The sequence below is a fragment of the Stenotrophomonas sp. JAI102 genome, assembly GCF_013409105.1.
GTDB lineage: Bacteria > Pseudomonadota > Gammaproteobacteria > Xanthomonadales > Xanthomonadaceae > Stenotrophomonas > Stenotrophomonas maltophilia_AA.
The window spans coordinates 918,735-935,710 of the sequence record NZ_JACCCI010000002.1 but is presented as its reverse complement, the minus strand read 5'-3'; the positions used below and the strand labels follow the sequence as shown (position 1 = coordinate 935,710).

The window sequence follows — 16,976 nt, the reverse complement described above, 5'->3', positions numbered from 1 at the left end:
ATCAGGGTTGACGCGCGGGGGTGGCGGCCGGTGCATTCTGCGCCGGTTCGGGGGCGGGCTCGGGCTTTTTCTCCAGGCCGAACCAGCTGCGCCAGCCACCGCCTTCACTCTGTTCGCCGCCCTCGCCTTCCGGCAACGCGCTCGGCGCGGTACACGGCACGTAGGCCGGGGTGTAGCCGACCACGAACGGGAAGCGACGCGCGCCCGGGCAGCTTTCATCGGTGGTGGCCGTGCCGCTGGCTTCCACGTACTGCCAGTCCAGGCCCTTGTTGCTCACCTTCAGCGGCGCGCTCGGCAGGCGCTGGAAGATGCCCGACCAGACCCGCATCGAGCCGGTGGCGCCATACAGCCCCGCCTGTTCGTTCTGGTCGTTGCCCATCCAGATCACCGCCAGATGGTCACCGGTGTAGCCGGCGTACCAGCTGTCGCGGCCGTCATTGGTGGTGCCGGTCTTGCCGGCCGGCTGCAGGCGGCCCAGGCCGTCCGCGTTGAGGCGCTGTGCGGTACCACTGGCCACGACCTGCTGCAGGCCGATGCTGATCAGGTTGGCGGCGATCGAGTCGCCTTCCTGCGCCGGCGCCGGCGTCTTGTCATAGCGCTTCATCAGCTTGCCCTGCGGGTCGAGCACGCCGCGCACCGCATGCAGCGGCTGGATTTCGCCACCGGAGGCCAGGAACTGGTACAGCTGGGCCATCGCGTAGGGGCTCTGGTCCGTGGAACCCAGGATCACCGCCGGATTGGGATCGGCCTTGAGACCGGCAAGGACATGGATCAACTGCGTGACCCGCTCCGGGCCGACCTGCATCCCGACCCGTACCGTGGCCTGGTTGTAGGAATGGGCCAGCGCATCGATCAGGCGGACGGTGCCGTGGCTGCGGTTGTCCGCATTGCCGGGCGACCACTTCTTGCCGCGGCTCAGCTGCACCGTCACCGGTGAATCGTCGACCCAGCTGGACAGCGAATAGCGGTCCGGCTGCGCCAGCGCCAGCAGGTACACGAACGGCTTGAGCAGCGAACCGACCGGTCGCTGGGCCTCGATGGCGCGGTTGAAACCGGGTTCGGAGACATCGCGGCTGCCGACCACGGCCAGCACGTCGCCGTTGTGCACGTCGGTCAGGACCAGGCCGGCCTGCAGTGCGGGACGACGCTTGCTCTCCAGCGATGTGATGGTCTTGGTGACCGCGCCTTCGGCATACGCCTGCGCCGACGGCGCCATGCCGGTCATGACGCTCAGGCCAGCGCCCTGCAGCACCGACTCGGGGTAATCGTGGCCGAGCTGGCGACGGACCAGATCCACGTACGCCGGGAAACGGTTGGCCGCGATCAGGCCCGGGGTCTTGGGCACGCCCAGCGGCGCATCGACCGCACGCTTGTACTCGGCATCGTCGATCAGGTTGGCTTCGCGCAGCTTGCCCAGCACGAAGTTGCGCCGGTCCAGCGCGCGTTCGGGGTTGCGGCGCGGGTCGTAATAGGACGGACCCTTGACCAGGCCGATCAACAGCGCGACGTGTTCGGTATTGAGCGAGGCGAGGTCGCGACCGAACCAGAACTCCGCGCCCGAGGACATGCCGTGGATCGCCTGGCTGCCGCGCTGGCCCAGGTACACCTGGTTGAGGTAGGCCTCCAGAATGGTGCGCTTGTCGTAGCGCGCCTCCATGATCAGCGCGTACAGCACCTCGTTGAACTTGCGGGTGACGGTCTGCTCTTTGCCGATCCCGAGCAGGCCGCTGCGGGCCAACTGCTGGGTCAGGGTCGAGGCGCCCTGGCGGCTCTGGCCACCGGAACGCACGGTCACCCAGATCGCGCGGGCGATGCCGCTCAGATCGATGCCGTGATGGCGGTTGAAGTCCTTGTCCTCCACCGCCTGCAGGCCGGTGACCAGCAGTTCGGGGGTCTCTTCGATCCGGACCAGCCGGCGCTCTTCCTGCTTCTGGCCATACAGCGTCGCGATCCGGGCCGGATCCAGGCGCGCGGCCTTCAGGGCCTTGCGGCTGTCGGGGTCGCGCAGCGAAGCGACCGACCCACCGGACAGGCTCAGCTCGACCCGGCGCGGGGCGACCCGGCCGTCGACGTCGTTGTAGCCGCGGCTGGAGATGACGAAGCGGCCGCCTTCCTGCGAATACGTGGCCGGCGATTTGCCGATCCCGTCATCGCGGTAGGCCGAGGCCGCCAGCTCTGTCTTGAGCGTGGCCGCATCCATCGCCACCCCGGGCGCCAGCGCCAGCGGGCGCGCATAGACCCGGGTGGGAATCTGCCAGCGCAGCTCGCCGAAGCGCTGGGTGACCTGTTGGTTCAGGTACACCGTATAGGGGATCAGGAAGCCCAGCCCGAGCGCGACAGCTGCCATGCCCCAGGTGATCAACCGGCGCCGCCACAGCGGGCCGCGGCTTTCGGTGTCGTCGTCGAACTCGTCGATGTCGTCGGAATCGTAGCGTCGGGGCACGGGGATGCGAGAATATGAAGTCCGGCGAGTCTAACGCAGCCACCGCGAGCGGCGCGTTCTCCCGGGTTCCCCCGCTTAAGCTGGAGTTGCAACGGGATGTCGATGTCCTTGGCCGATGCTCGCTATTTCCTGAACCGCATGCTCGGCCTGTTCCGTCGCAGTCTGGCCAGCCTGCGGACCCGCGGCTGGCGCGCCACCTGGCAGCGGATCCGGGTCCACACCCAGGCCGTGCCGGCCCCGCGCGGCGCGCCGCTGTACCTGCCCGCGGCCACGCCGTTCGCGCCGTTCACGGTCCCGACCAGCGAACGCCCGGTGGTCAGCATCGTGATTCCGGTCTACAACCACGCCGCGCACACCCTCGCCTGCCTGCGGGCGCTGGCTGCCCATCCGCCGCAGGTCGACTGCGAGATCCTGGTGGTGGATGACGGCAGCAGCGACGAGACCACGGCCTGGATGCCGCGGATCGGCGGCCTGCGCTATGAAGTGCGGGCGGCCAACGGTGGCTTCATCGAGGCCTGCAACGACGGCGTCGCGCGCTCGCGCGGCCAGTACGTGGTGCTGCTCAACAACGACACCGTGCCGCAACCGGGCTGGCTCGACGCCCTGCTGGCCACCTTCGCACGGGTGCCGCGCGCAGGCCTGGTCGGCGCACAGCTGCTCTATCCCGACGGCCGCCTGCAGGAATCGGGCGGGGTGATCTTCCAGGACGGCAGCGGCTGGAGCTATGGCCGCTTCGAGTCGCCGGAGGATCCCCGCTACAGCGCGCTGCGCGATGCCGACTACTGCTCCGGCGCGGCACTGATGATCCCGCGCGCCCTGTGGGACGAACTCGGCGGCTTCGATCTGCGCTACAAGCCGGCCTACTACGAAGATACCGACCTGGCGTTCGCGGTCCGCGCCCGTGGCCACCGCGTGCTGGTGCAGCCGGCCAGCCGAGTGGTGCATGACGAAGGCACCAGCAACGGCACCGATACCGGCAGCGGGATCAAGGCGTACCAGGTCCGCAACCGCAGCGTGTTCGCGGCGAAGTGGGCCGAGGCACTGCAGGCGCAGCCCGCGGTGGGCAGCGTGCCCTCGCCGGCGCTGCTGCACCGCGCCCAGCGCCAGGTCCTGATCCTGGATGAGGAAGTGCCGCAGCCGGACCGCGATTCGGCCTCGCTGCGCCAGTACAACCTGATCCGGATGCTGCTCGACGACGGTATCCACGTGGTGTTCGTGCCGACCCGGCGCGAGCATGGCGGTGCGGCGACCGAGGCGCTGCAGGCGCTCGGCGTGGAGGTCTGGTACGCACCCTACCTGGTCGGCGTGGCGCCGTGGCTGCGCGCCAACGGTGGCCGCTTCGACGTGGCGATGATGGTGCGCTACCACGTCGCGCACGAGTGCCTGCCGCTGCTGCGCAGCTTCGCGCCGCAGGCCCGTACCGTGTTCGACACGGTCGACCTGCATTACCTGCGCGAGCGCCGCGGGGCCGAGATCGCCGGCGACGCCGGCCTGCTGCGCAACGCCGAGCGCACCCGTGCGCGCGAGCTGGCGGTGATGGAACAGGTGGATGTGACCGTGCTGGTCAGCGCCGCCGAACGCGAACAACTGCGTATCGATGCACCGACCGCCACGGTCGAACTGATCTCCAACCTGCATGAAGTGGCCGGGGCGGGCCCGGACTGGGCCGAGCGTCGGGACCTGGTGTTCGTCGGCGGCTTCCGCCATCCGCCGAACCTGGATGCGATGCAGTGGTTCATCGGCGACGTGTTCGCGCGCATACGCGCACAGCTGCCCGACATCCGTTTCCACTGCATCGGCGCGGCGGTGCCGGACACGCTGCGCGAACTCGCGGCGACCCAGCCGGGCGTGGAGATCCATGGCTTCGTGCCGGACGTGGTGCCGTACATGGACGGCGTGCGCATCGCGGTCGCACCGCTGCGCTTCGGCGCCGGGGTCAAGGGCAAGGTCAACCTGAGCATGGCGCATGGCCAGCCGGTGGTCGCCACGACCTGCGGCGTCGAAGGCATGCACCTGCGCGATGGCGAGGATGTGCTGGTCGCCGATGATGCCGGGGCGTTCGCGCAGGCCGTGGTCCGGCTCTACCAGGACGAAGCCCTGTGGCGTCGGCTTTCGACCGCCGGTCTGCAGAACATCGTGGACCACTTCTCGCTCGACGCCGCGCGCGGCACCGTGCAGCGGGTGTTCGGGGACTAAGCGCCTGCGCCACCGCCGGCGCTGCGCAGGCGCTCGGCGAACGCCGGCAGCTCGGGCAGGTCCGGCTGCCAACGGCGGGCCTGCAGCAGCGCCTGCTGCGCGAAGGCGATGTCCCCCGAGCCGAGGCGCTCGCTGCCGATGGCCAGCCAGCGCTGTGCCAGCCGACGCCGTGCGGCGGACTGGCCTGCCTCGTTGTTCGACAGCGTCTGCCAGGCGTCCAGGCAGGCGCCGGCCGCCAGCACACGGTTCTCGCGCAGGCGATCCTCGAAGCACTGCCGGCTTGCCGGCAGCAGACGCCGCGCCGCGGCACGCACCCGCGGATCCTGCGGCGCCACGCCCTGGGCTTCACGCAGGGCGTCATAGGCACTGCGTCCGGGCGGCTCGAGGAACTGGCCGCCGCGTTCCGCTTCCTCCAGGCGTGCGAGCAGGCGCTGCAGCGTGCGCTCGCGCTGCGCGCGCGGCACCGCCGGCGTCGTCAGTGCCGCCTGGGAACGGCGGGCCTGCTCGATCGCATGCCGCGCCGGCTCCAGCGCACGTGTGGACGCACCCAGTGTTTCAGCCGCCTGCACGGCCTGCGCGGCCTCGTCGAAGCGGAAGTTGCCAGCCAGCCGCGTCGCGCGCGCCAGCTGCGCATCAGCCACCTGCAGCTGGCCGCGGCGCGCGGCGGGATCGTCAGGCAACGCCGAGAGCACCGCGGCGAAGGCCTCCGCGGCGACGTCCAGCTTCTGCCGCCGTACCGCGGCCTCGCCCTCCCGCTGGCGGCGCTGCAGCGCATTGTTCACCGCCTCCTGGGTGGCGGGCAGATCGATATGCCCGGCATCGAACCCCCGGGCACTGCGCACCAGACCCGCCGCGCGTGCGACATCGCCGCGATCGGCGGCGGCGCGTGCCTGCTGCAACAAGTCCGAGAGGGCATCCTCGCGCCCTTCCAGCGCGCGCAGCTGGTTGGGCGACAGGGTGAGCACCTGCTGGAACAGTGGCAACGCGCTGTCCGGGCTGCCATCGAGTCGTTGCGCCTGCAGGGCCGCTTCGGCACGGCCGAGCAAGGCACCGATCCCCGCGCGTGCCTGGTCGTGTGCATGCAGTTGCTGCGCCACCGCGTCGGCATCGCGCTGCGGCACCTGCAACGCGCGCGCCAGCGCGAGCGCGGCCCTCGCAGCCGGCACGTCGCCACGGTCCAGTGCATCACGGGCCTGCTGGAGGGCGGCCTGGCCGGTGCGGGCCAGGCCGCTACGCGCCTGCAGGCGATCGTTGTCCAGCGCCAGGGCCGCCTGGAAGGACTCGCGTGCGCCGCTGCCATCGGCAGCACTCAATCGGCCCGCGGCCAGCGCGCGGTCGCCCTGGTCCAGCAGCTGTTCGATCTGCGGTTCGTTCCAGAACCAGTTGGCCAGCGGCCGGCGCAGCAATGCCAGGCCGACGAAGACCAGCACCGCGACCAGCAGGGCCCAGCGCCAGATGCGCCGGGCATGACGCGCCTGCACCCACCACCAGCGGCCCTCGCGGCGCACGCGTCGCAACGCCTCGTGGGCGGCCTCATGCCTGTCATCGTCCCGGCTCATGGCGCGAGCCTAGCGTGGGGCACGTGAGCTCAGCCTAGACGCCGGGCTTCGCTGACGCCGGGCAGCGCATCGAGCTTGCCCAGCAGGGTGGAGAGCTGCCCGTAGTCGCTGACCTTCAAACGCAGGCGCAGGTGCGCACGGCCGCTGTTGCGGACGTTGTCGCTGTGGATGTCCAGCACGTACGCATCTTCCTGCGCGATCAGGTTGGTGATGTCCTTGAGCAGCCAGCGCCGGTCGACCGCATCGACCACCACGTCCACTTCGTAGCCACCACCGGCCTGGCCCCACTCCACTGGCAGGATGCGCTGCGGACTGGCGGCCGCCAGCCGCGCCAGCGCGGCACAGTCGGTGCGGTGCACGGTCACGCCGCGCGCCCGCGTGAGGTAGCCCACGATCGGCTCACCGGCCACCGGCTGGCAGCAGCGCGCCAGCTGCACCAGCAGGTTGCCCACGCCCTGGACGGTGAAGTCGGCACTGCGCACGCTGTCGCGCCGCGCGGTCGGGCGTGGCAGGACCGGCGCGGCCGGCTGGCTGGCGGCGCGCTCGGCTTCCAGCAGCGTGCGGCTGACCTGGTTCGGCCCGGTATCGCCCAGCGCCACCTGGATGTACAGATCATCGACGCTGTCGGCGTGGAACTTCTTCACCGCGATGGCCAGGTCGGCGTGCTGCAGGCCGAGGCGCTTGAGTTCGCGCTCGAGCAGCTCGCGGCCGGCCAGCACGTTGCGCGCACGGTCCAGCTTGTGGAACCAGCCCCGCACCTTCTCGCGCGAGCGGTTGCTGGCCAGGAAACCGCTGGAGGCCAGCAGCCAGTCACGCCGGGGATCGGCTTCCTTGCCGGTCAGGATCTCGACCCGGTCGCCGCTGCGCAGGCGGTAGGTCAACGGCACGATGCGGCCATTGACCTTCGCGCCACGGCAGCGGTGCCCGACCATGGTGTGCACGTGGTAGGCGAAATCCAGCGGCGTGGCGCCCTGCGGCAGGTCCATCACCTCGTCCTTGGGGCTGAGCGCGTAGACCCGGTCCTCGGTCAGCTCGGCGTCGAGCGCGCCGGCCAGTTCGCCGCCATGCCCTTCCTGGGAGTGCTCCAGCAGCTGGCGCATCCAGGTGATCTTGCGGTCGAAGGCTTTCTCCGCGCCCTTGCTGCCTTCCTTGTAGCGCCAGTGCGCGGCCACGCCGAGCTCGGCCTGGGCGTGCATGTCGTGGGTGCGGATCTGCACTTCGATGGTGCGCCCTTCCGGGCCGACCACGGCGGTATGCAGCGAGCGGTAGTCGTTGGCCTTCGGCCGGGCGATGTAATCGTCGAACTCGCTCGGCACCGGCGCCCACAGCGCATGCACCACGCCCAGCGCGGCGTAGCAGGCAGCCACGTCGTCGACCATCACGCGCACGGCGCGGATGTCGTAGAGCTGCTCGAAGGCCAGCCGCTTCTTCTGCATCTTCCGCCAGATGCTGTAGATGTGCTTCGGGCGACCGCTGACCTCGGCGCGGATGCCCTGGGCCATCAGCTCACGCGACAGCGCTTTCTTGACGCCCTCGACATACCGCTCGCGGGCCAGCCGGGTTTCGTCGACCTCGCGGGCGATGCGGCGGTAGGTGTCCGGTTCCAGGTGGCGGAACGCCAGGTCTTCCAGTTCCCACTTCAGCTGCCAGATGCCGAGCCGGTTGGCCAGCGGCGCGTGGATGTCGCGGGTGAGCTGGGCGAGTGCGCGCCGCTCTTCCGCGGGCAGCCGATCAGCCCCGCGCATGCGGGCCAACTGGCGGGCAAGCAGGATCGGCACCACGCGCAGATCGCGGATGATGGACAGCAGCAGGCGACGCAGGCCTTCGCTGTTGCGCCCGGCCTCGCGCCCGGCGTGCAGCGCCCAGACCTGATCGGCGGCGTCCAGGCCGTCGAGCAGGCCGACCACCACCGGTTTGAGCGCGCCGACCGGCAACGCGTCCAGCCCGGCGCGCAGCCACGGCAAATCGAACAACAGCGTGGCCAGCAATGCCGACTCGTCGGCCGACAGCAACGACAGCGCATCCAGGGTATCGGCCAGCACCGACCAGCCCGCGCGCATCTCCAGATCGGCCTCGGGCTGTTGCCAGCGCTGCAGCAACGCGTCGCGCAGTTCAGCCGGCAGCGAAGCCACCGAGGGTCGGTTCAACAAGGCATCCAGGCCAGGGGCAGAAGCGCGGTTCACAGCATCGTACAGACAAGACAGAGGCCACCTACACTAGCGCCGCAGCGCCCAACCGACAATCGCCGCCACCGGCATGTGCACATGCCCGGGCGCTGGCACTACACTGCGGCCATCCCTAGGAGAGACCCTGCCATGCGCTATTCCCGTCTGCGGTTGTTGGCCTGTGCGGCCGTTCTGATGAGTCTTTCGCTGCCGGCCCTGGCCCAGCGCGTGGTCGATGGCGATCTCCAGCAGCAGATGTCGGCGGCCGAGTTCAAGGCGGCCGGGCTGGAGAAGCTCACGCCGCAGGAACTGGCCCAGCTCAACAACTGGCTGCAGGGCAAGGTCGCCGCACTCGCCGCGACTGCGCGCGAAGAAGCCCGCGAGGAGGGTCGCCAGGAAGTCATCGTGAAGAACCGCGGCTTCCACGATTTCGGCAGCAACGATCCGATCGAAACCAACATCACCGACGAGTTCCGCGGCTTTGCCAAGGGCCGCCGGTATGTACTGGCCAACAAGCAGGAATGGGAACAGACCGACGAGGCGACCTTGAGCGGGGTGCGCAAAACCGCCCCGAAGGTCATCATCAATCCGGGCCTGGTCGGCGTGTGGTACATGAAGGTCGACGGCTACAACACCCGCGCCAAGGTCCGCCGCGTCAAGTAATCCCCGCGCCCCGTGCCACCTCGGCACGGGGCGTTGGCCGGATCAGGCGGCCTGCAGCGCAGCCACGCGCTGGGCCAGTTTCTTGGCCGATATGCCGGTCCTGGCACCCAGCTCCTGGGCGAACAGCGAGACCCGCAACTCTTCCAGATCCCAACGCAGGTCCTGCCACTGCGGCCGCGCGCGCAATCCGCGCGCTTCGGCCTGCGCCAGGGCATCGACGAACGGACGCAGCTCCAGCATCCGCGCCTGATCGCGCGGCGGATCGCGCTTGGCGCGCTCGGTCCGCAGGATCATCGCGCGCAGATAGCGCGGGTACTGCGCCAGGGCATCGGCCGGCGTTTCACGCAGGAACCCGGGATGGACCAGGCCGGCAAGCTGCTGTTCCATGTCGTCCAGGTTGCCACGCGCCCAGCCCATCAGCGGCGCTTCCAGTTGCGGTTTGAGCTCGGCCACGTGCGCCAGGATGTTCTCGGCCAGCTTCAGGCGCGCCATCGCCTCGCCGAACAACGCCTTGCCTGCCTCCGCACTGCGCTTGGCGAACGCAGCCGGATCGCGGATATCGCCCAGGCCCTCGGCGAGCACGGCATTCATCGCCGCATCGACGAGATCGCCACGCAGGCGCTCCTGCGATTCGATCGCGGCATACAGCAGGCCGGTCTTGGGCGGCACCGGCAACTGCTTGCGCGCCTGTTTGGCCTTGTCGGCCAGCGCGATCTCCAGCAGGCGACGCACGCCGCGCGGATGCTGTTCCAGCGCCTCGTTGCGGTCGGCGAAGATCTTCAACGCGGCGGTTTCGCCCTGGTCCACCAGCGCCGGGTAGGCCGGCACGCCGGCTTCGCCGGGCACCTGCAGCGGGATGGGGCTGGCGGGAAAATCGCGCAGTCCCTCCGCCGCCAGCGCGCGCCCGGCGCGTGCGGCAAAGGCATCACCGGCCTTCGCCCCGAAGCGCGCACGCAGCGCGTCCAGATCGCGCGAGGTCGCCAGCACCTTGCCGTCCGCATCGCGCAGGCGCAGGTTCATGCGCAGGTGCGCCTCCAGCGAGGCTTCGTCGAAATCCGTGGCGGCCAGCTTGGCACCGGTGGCACGCGACAGGAACCGCGCCAGTTCGCCCCGGATGTCATCGGCGGTCGGTTCGGCGAACGCCTCGGCAAACGCACGACCGAAATCCGGTGCCGGCACGTAGTTGCGTCGCATCGCCTTGGGCAGGCTGCGGATCAACGCGGCGGCTTTGTCCGCGACGAAGCCGGGGGCCAGCCACGACAGGCGCGCCGGGTCCAGCGCGTTGAGCAGATGCAGCGGCACCTCCAGGGTCACGCCATCTTCGTCGGCGCCCGGCTCGAAGGTGTAGTGCAGCGGCAACCGTGCGTCGCCCAGCGGCAGGTAAGTGGGATAGCGCTCTGCATCGCTGCCTTCGCCCGGCAGCAGATCGGCCAGCGTCCATGACAGCGCGCGGCGTTTCTCCGGCGCCAGTGCCTTCCACCAGGTATCCAGGCCCATCGCCGAATGGATCTCGGCCGGAATCCGGTCCAGGTACCAGCGCGCCTGCCAGCCTTCATCGGCGACGATGCCGGCGCGGCGCAGCTTGGCTTCCTCTTCGCGCGCCTGCTCCAGTACCTTGAGGTTGTCGGCGACGAAGCCGGCGCGGGTGTTGATCTCACCGGTCACCAAGGCCTGCCGCACGAAGATGTCGTGCGCCTCGCCCGGCGCGATGCGGCCGTAGTGCACTGGCTTCTTCGGTGCCAGCACCAGCCCGAACAGACTGATCTGCTCCGAGGCCAGCACCTGGCCCTGCGCGCGCGACCAGTGCGGGTCGAAGTGCTTGCGCAGCAGCAGGTGCGGCAGTTCGTTGATCACCCAGTCCGGCTCGATCGCGGCATTGGTCAGGCCCCAGATTTTCTGGGTGTCCAGCAGCGTCGCGGTCAACAGCCACGGCGGCGGCCGCTTGGCCAGGCTCGAGCCCGGGAACGGCAGGAAACGGCGCTGGCGCGGCGCCAGGAAGTCGCCCTTCTCGCTGCGGTGGCCGATCTGCGTGGGCAGGCCGGCGATCAGCGCGCGGTGCAGGGTCTGGTAGGCGGCGGCACGCACTTTATCGCTGAAGGCGTTGCGCGCCTCGGTGTCGGCACCCTTGACCGATGCCGGCGTGCTCTCCACGGGCGCCGGCTCGGATTTCCCTTCGCGGGCCAGGCGCGCGGCACGGTGCTGCTGACCGCGCGTCGCCTTGATCTTCGCCTCGTCATCGCGCGCCTGTGCAGGCGCGGACGAACCGGCCAGCAGAGGTGCCAGAGAGGTCTCGGCCGCTTCTTCCGTCCAGCCCAGCTCCTCGCACAGCACGCGCAGCTGGCGATGCAGTTCACGCCACTCGCGCATGCGCAGGAAGCCGAGGAAATGCCGCCCGCACCAGTCGCGCAGCTTGGACTGGGTCAGGTCTTCGTGGGCCTGGCGGTAGCCGTCCCACAGGCGCAGCACGCCGACGAATTCCGAGCGGCCATCGGCGAACAGCGCATGCGCGTTGTCGGCGGCGGCGCGCGCTTCCGGCGGGCGCTCGCGCGGGTCCTGGATGCCCAGGAACGAGGCGATCACCAGCATCGGCCGGAGGCAGCCCTGGGCCTGCGCGGCCACCAGCATGCGGGCCAGTTTGACGTCCACCGGCAAGCGCGCCATCTGGCGGCCGATCGGTGTCAGGCGGCGCTCCGCATCGACCGCGCCCAGCTCACCCAGCTGCTGCCAGCCATCGGCGATGGCACGCTCGTCCGGTGCTTCCAGGAACGGGAAATCCTCGATCCTGCCAAGCCCGAGCTGCAGCATCCGCAGGATCACGCCGGACAGGCTGGAGCGGCGGATTTCCGGATCGGTGAATTCCGGGCGTGACTGGAAATCCGCCTCGGAATACAGCCGGTAGCAGATGCCCTCGGACACACGACCGCAACGGCCCTTGCGCTGGTTGGCGCTGGCCTGCGAGACCGCCTCGATGTGCAGCCGATCCAGCTTCTGCCGCGGGCTGTACCGCTTGATGCGCGCGAAACCCGGGTCGATGACATAGCGGATGCGCGGCACCGTCAGCGAGGTCTCCGCGACATTGGTGGCCAGCACGATGCGCCGGTTGGCGCCCGGGTTGAAGACCAGATCCTGATCCTTCACCGACAGCCGCGCATACAGCGGCAGCACGTCGGTCCCACGGTATTTGCGCCGCTCCAGCGACTGGTGCGCATCGCGGATTTCGCGCTCGCCCGGGAAGAACAGCAGGATGTCGCCACGCGGGTCGATGCGGGTGATTTCATCCACCGCCGCGACCACCGCATCATTCACGGTGCGCTCGCCATCGCGGCCGCCCTCGGCCTCACCACCGCCCTCGCCTTCCAGCGGGCGGTAACGCACCTCCACCGGGAAGGTACGGCCTTCCACGCTGATCACCGGCGCATCGCCGAAATGCTGGGCGAAGCGCGAGGTGTCGATGGTCGCCGAGGTGACGATCAGCTTCAGGTCCGGGCGCTTCTTCAGGAGCTGCTTGAGATAGCCGAGCAGGAAATCGATGTTGAGGCTGCGTTCGTGCGCCTCGTCGACGATGATCGTGTCGTAGTTGGACAGCCAGCGATCACTGCTGATCTCGGCCAGCAGGATGCCGTCGGTCATGAACTTGATGCGGGTATCGTCACCGACGCGATCGGTGAAGCGCACCTGGTAGCCAACCGTGGTCCCGAGTTCGGACTGCAGTTCCTGCGCGACGCGGGTCGCCACCGCACGTGCGGCAATCCGTCGCGGCTGGGTGCAGCCGATCATGCCGGCCGTGCCGCGGCCGGCGGCCAGGCACAGTTTGGGCAGCTGGGTGGTCTTGCCCGAGCCGGTCTCACCGGCGATCACCACGACCTGGTGGTCGCGGATCAGCGCGGTGATGGCCTCGGCTTCACGCGCAATCGGCAGTTGATCGTCCAGAGTGATGGTCGGCTGATTCAGCGCGCGCGTTTCGCGGCGCTGCACGGACGCCTGCAAGGCCTGCTCGAACGCCGCCGCCAGACCCGCATCTGCCGGTTTGGCCCGCCAACGCGAGAGCATCCCCAGCAAACGACCGCGGTCGCGGCTCATGGCCCCGTTGATCGCGGCCTGCTGCTGGGCCAGGCGTGCTGCATGTGGTTTTTCGATAGCGCTCATCAATCGATTCGTTTAGAACTTTTGTTTACTACTGAAAGGGTAGTCTGATCTATTGTGAAGGCCATCCGATTCATCCCATCCATAAGGAGTTCTCCCATGGCGAAGACGACCAAGACCCCGGCAAAGACCAAGACGGCCAAGCAGAAGCTCGGCGCGGCGGCCCCATCGGCCCCGAACATCGATATCGGGATCAAGGAGGGCGATCGCAAGAAGATCGCCGATGGACTGTCGGCGTTCCAGGCAGATGCGTTCACGCTCTACCTGAAGACCCACAACTTCCATTGGAACGTGACCGGGTCGATGTTCAATTCCCTGCACATCATGTTCGAGACCCAGTACACCGAACAGTGGGCGGCCCTGGATGACGTGGCTGAACGCATCCGTGCACTGGGCTTCAACGCCCCGGGCTCCTACCGCGAGTTCGCGGCCCTGACCTCGATCGCCGAGGAGCCGGGCCTGACCGACAGCGCGGACTGGCGTGAAATGGTACGCCAGTTGGTCACCGCCAACGAGGCGGTGTGCCGGACGGCGCGCAAAGTGCTGGACGTGGCCGACGATGCGGACGATGCGCCGACCGAGGATCTGATGACCCAGCGCCTGCAGACCCACGAAAAGTACGCCTGGATGCTGCGTTCGCTGCTGCAGTAAGGGTTGGTTTTTTTGGTGGGCTTTGCTGACTGAAAGCAACGTCAAAGGCGAAGGCAAAGGCACTGGCTGCCGGGGTCTCCGTGTTGGCGAGCGGGGGCCAGACCCTGCCGGGACGCGCCGTAAACCCATCCCTGGGGGCTCGTGGGCGCCTTGCTCGTTTGTGCAATCCTGCACAAACGGCAAGACCGGGGTTGGGCATCCTGCCCAACCCGTCCGGCGCATGCGCCGGACACTTGCCGCCCTGGCGGTCCCGCCAGGGCCCGGCCCCCACTCGCCAGACTGATCTGGATGGACGGTGGGGCAAGCCAAAGCAACCCGCCGCAAGTAGCCACATCACCCCGTCGAGATGCAACGTCGAGATGCAACAGGCAACAACCCACAGGCGCCGATTGGCGCCTGTGTGCGTTTGACCCGCGCTCGACTGGCTCTGACTGGCTCTGACTGGCTCTCGACTGGCTCTCGACTGGCTCTCCTCCGGACACCAGCCAAGTGTCGACGGCGCGGTGTGGGTGGGTCTGCAGGACCGTTGGGGCGGCATGGATGCCGCCCACGAGCCCCCAAGGATGGGTTCACGGCGGGTCCAGCAGACCCACCCACACCGCGCCAAACCCGTAAGACGGAACGCCCGGCGCTTTGAGCCTCTGCCTTTGAGGGGTTGAGGCTTTGAAGCTTTAAGGCCTTGGCGCCCGGCTTCCCTACACTCCGACCCGGCATCAGAGGACACGGCCCGTAGCCCGGGCAAGGTAAACTAGCGCGATGTCTTCCCGCCCCGCGCACGACCTGCTCAGCCGCATCTTTGGTTACGACGAATTCCGCGGTCCGCAGCAGGCGATCGTCGAACATGTCGCCGCCGGCAATGACGCGCTCGTCCTCATGCCCACCGGCGGCGGCAAATCGCTCTGCTACCAGGTGCCCTCCCTGCTCCGCGACGGCACCGGCATCGTCATCTCGCCGCTGATCGCCTTGATGCAGGATCAGGTCGAAGCCCTGCGCCAGCTCGGCGTCCGCGCCGAATACCTCAACTCCACCCTCGATGGCGACACCGCCGCACGGGTCGAGCGCGAACTCCTCGCCGGCGAACTGGACATGCTCTATGTCGCCCCCGAGCGCCTGCTTACCGGCCGCTTCCTCTCCCTGCTCTCGCGCAGCAGGATCGCCCTGTTCGCCATCGACGAAGCCCATTGCGTCTCGCAGTGGGGCCACGACTTCCGCCCCGAATACCGCCAGCTCACCGTCCTGCACGAACGCTGGCCCGATGTCCCGCGCATCGCGCTGACCGCCACCGCCGATCCGCCCACCCAGCGCGAAATCGCCGAACGCCTGGACCTCACCAACGCCCAGCACTTCGTCAGCTCCTTCGACCGCCCCAACATCCGCTACACCGTCGTCCAGAAAGACAACGCCAAGCGCCAGCTGCTGGACTTCCTCAAGGTCCACCGCCAGGAAGCCGGTATCGTCTACTGCATGTCGCGGCGCAAGGTCGAAGAAACCGCCGAGTTCCTGTGCAAGGAGGGCATGAACGCCCTGCCCTACCACGCCGGCCTGCCGGCCGAGGTGCGCGCCGCCAATCAGCGCCGCTTCCTGCGCGAGGACGGCATCGTCATGTGCGCCACCATCGCCTTCGGCATGGGCATCGACAAACCCGACGTGCGCTTCGTCGCGCATACCGACCTGCCCAAATCGATGGAAGGCTACTACCAGGAAACCGGTCGCGCGGGGCGCGATGGCGAGCCTGCCGAAGCCTGGCTCTGCTACGGGCTGGGCGACGTGGTGCTGCTCAAGCAGATGATCGAACAGTCCGAAGCCGGCGAAGACCGCAAAACGCTGGAACGGTCCAAGCTCGACCACCTGCTCGGCTACTGCGAATCCATGCAGTGCCGCCGCCAGGTCCTGCTGGCCGGGTTCGGCGAGACCTACCCCCAGCCCTGCGGCAACTGCGACAACTGCCTGCTGCCGCCGGATGCATGGGATGCCAGCGTTGCCGCCCAGAAGGCGCTGAGCTGCGTCTACCGCAGTGGCCAGCGCTTCGGCGTCGGCCACCTGATCGACATCCTGCGCGGCGGCGACAACGAGAAGGTGCGCCAGTTCGGGCATACCGAACTGAGCACCTACGGCATCGGCAAGGATCTCGACGCCCGCACCTGGCGCAGCGTGTTCCGCCAGCTGGTCGCCTCCAGCCTGCTCGAAGTGGACAGCAGCGCCTATGGCGGCCTGCGCCTGACCGATGGCAGCCGTGAAGTGCTCAAAGGCCAGCGCAAGGTCATGATGCGCCGCGAGACCCCCAAGGCAGCCCGTGAGCGCGACCGCAGCGGCCAGCGCACGGGCCTGTCGGTACTGCCGCAGGACCTGGCTCTGTTCAACGCGCTGCGCGGCCTGCGCGCCGAACTCGCCCGCGAACAGAACGTCCCGGCCTTCGTGATCTTCCACGACAGCACCCTGCGCAACATCGCCGAACAGCGCCCCACCAGCGTCGATGCGCTGGGTCGGGTCGGTGGCATCGGTGGCACCAAGCTGGCCCGCTACGGCGACCGCCTGGTCGAGATCGTCCGTGAGGAAGGCTGATGCCCCGGCACGTCCAGGCAGACCCGGCTCCAGAGTTGAACCAGGCGTTCAGCCGCAGGTGCGGTCGTCGGGCTTTGGCAGTAAGGTGAGCCCCATGTCCGCCAGTGGCCTTCTCCTGCGAGTGGTCTTGATGCTCAGCCTGTTGCTCAACGGGCTGAACGTGGCCATGGCCGGCCCGATGGCGCTGGCCCTGGCCGAGCCGACCCCCGCCAGCCGCGCGGCACCGCCCTGCCACGGCGACGCGCCGCCCCCCGCCGCACACGATCACCACGCGATGGCCGCCGCCGATGCCGGCGTACAGGCGCCGCACGATGGCGACCACTGCAAGATCAAGGACTGCCTGCGCAGCTGCGCCCAGCAGCCCAGCCTGACCGTCCAGGTCGCCTGGCTGGCCACGCCGCCGCCGGTGTCGATGGCCCCGCTGACGGCCGCGCATCCCACGCTGCCGACCCCGCCGCTGGACCGCATCACCCGCCCTCCGATCGCCTGATCCGCCGCGCTCTGCGAGCGCCCGCCTGAGCTCTGTCCGCGCGCCCCCGGTGTGCGGGCGTTGACGGCACCGCGTGTGCCATTCGAACCGGATTCGGAGTTGCA

9 protein-coding genes are annotated in these 16,976 nt (G+C 69.0%); 5 read left to right on the top strand and 4 right to left on the bottom strand.

Annotated elements, in window-relative coordinates:
• Position 1 precedes the first annotated feature (1 nt).
• Positions 2-2,443, bottom strand: a complete 2,442-nt coding sequence (gene mrcB, locus HDC96_RS12750) for a penicillin-binding protein 1B (protein ID WP_179460289.1) — start codon at positions 2,441-2,443, stop codon at positions 2-4.
• A 96-nt stretch (positions 2,444-2,539) separates the two neighbouring features.
• On the opposite strand from mrcB, the gene HDC96_RS12745 reads away from it, so the two are divergent.
• On the top strand, positions 2,540-4,639 hold the full coding sequence (locus tag HDC96_RS12745; RefSeq protein WP_179460288.1) for a glycosyltransferase: 2,100 nt from the start codon (positions 2,540-2,542) through the stop codon (positions 4,637-4,639).
• On the opposite strand, the gene HDC96_RS12740 is transcribed toward HDC96_RS12745, so the two are convergent.
• Complete coding sequence (locus tag HDC96_RS12740; protein ID WP_257018710.1) at positions 4,636-6,198, bottom strand: hypothetical protein; 1,563 nt, start codon at positions 6,196-6,198, stop codon at positions 4,636-4,638. The two genes, HDC96_RS12745 and HDC96_RS12740, sit on opposite strands and share 4 nt — an antisense overlap.
• A gap of 29 nt (positions 6,199-6,227) precedes the next feature.
• A complete protein-coding gene (locus HDC96_RS12735; protein ID WP_179460287.1) occupies positions 6,228-8,381 on the bottom strand; it encodes a bifunctional (p)ppGpp synthetase/guanosine-3',5'-bis(diphosphate) 3'-pyrophosphohydrolase in 2,154 nt (717 codons plus the stop codon).
• Positions 8,382-8,513: 132 nt separating this feature from the next.
• On the opposite strand from HDC96_RS12735, the gene HDC96_RS12730 reads away from it, so the two are divergent.
• Entirely contained in the window at positions 8,514-9,026 is a 513-nt protein-coding gene (locus tag HDC96_RS12730) for a hypothetical protein (protein WP_179460286.1), read from the top strand.
• A 42-nt stretch (positions 9,027-9,068) separates the two neighbouring features.
• On the opposite strand, the gene hrpA is transcribed toward HDC96_RS12730, so the two are convergent.
• On the bottom strand, positions 9,069-13,172 hold the full coding sequence (hrpA, locus tag HDC96_RS12725; RefSeq protein WP_179460285.1) for an ATP-dependent RNA helicase HrpA: 4,104 nt from the start codon (positions 13,170-13,172) through the stop codon (positions 9,069-9,071).
• A 96-nt stretch (positions 13,173-13,268) separates the two neighbouring features.
• On the opposite strand from hrpA, the gene HDC96_RS12720 reads away from it, so the two are divergent.
• The 3 genes from HDC96_RS12720 to HDC96_RS12710 all read left to right on the top strand — a co-directional run bounded on the left by HDC96_RS12720 (position 13,269) and on the right by HDC96_RS12710 (position 16,872).
• Positions 13,269-13,820, top strand: a complete 552-nt coding sequence (locus tag HDC96_RS12720) for a Dps family protein (RefSeq protein WP_179460284.1) — start codon at positions 13,269-13,271, stop codon at positions 13,818-13,820.
• Positions 13,821-14,576: 756 nt separating this feature from the next.
• A complete protein-coding gene (gene recQ, locus HDC96_RS12715) occupies positions 14,577-16,382 on the top strand; it encodes a DNA helicase RecQ (RefSeq protein WP_176988441.1) in 1,806 nt (601 codons plus the stop codon).
• A complete protein-coding gene (locus HDC96_RS12710; protein WP_306455640.1) occupies positions 16,294-16,872 on the top strand; it encodes a CopL family metal-binding regulatory protein in 579 nt (192 codons plus the stop codon). Before recQ ends, HDC96_RS12710 begins: the two co-directional genes overlap by 89 nt.
• The last annotated feature ends 104 nt before the right edge of the window (positions 16,873-16,976 follow it).

Coding starts and splice junctions, on each gene's coding strand:
- hrpA (WP_179460285.1), bottom strand. CDS start 13,172: ATGAGCGCTATCGAAAAACCACATGCAGCACGCCTGGCCCAGCAGCAG.
- HDC96_RS12710 (WP_306455640.1), top strand. CDS start 16,294: ATGCGCTGGGTCGGGTCGGTGGCATCGGTGGCACCAAGCTGGCCCGCT.
- HDC96_RS12720 (WP_179460284.1), top strand. CDS start 13,269: ATGGCGAAGACGACCAAGACCCCGGCAAAGACCAAGACGGCCAAGCAG.
- HDC96_RS12740 (WP_257018710.1), bottom strand. CDS start 6,198: ATGAGCCGGGACGATGACAGGCATGAGGCCGCCCACGAGGCGTTGCGA.
- HDC96_RS12745 (WP_179460288.1), top strand. CDS start 2,540: ATGTCGATGTCCTTGGCCGATGCTCGCTATTTCCTGAACCGCATGCTC.
- recQ (WP_176988441.1), top strand. CDS start 14,577: ATGTCTTCCCGCCCCGCGCACGACCTGCTCAGCCGCATCTTTGGTTAC.
- HDC96_RS12730 (WP_179460286.1), top strand. CDS start 8,514: ATGCGCTATTCCCGTCTGCGGTTGTTGGCCTGTGCGGCCGTTCTGATG.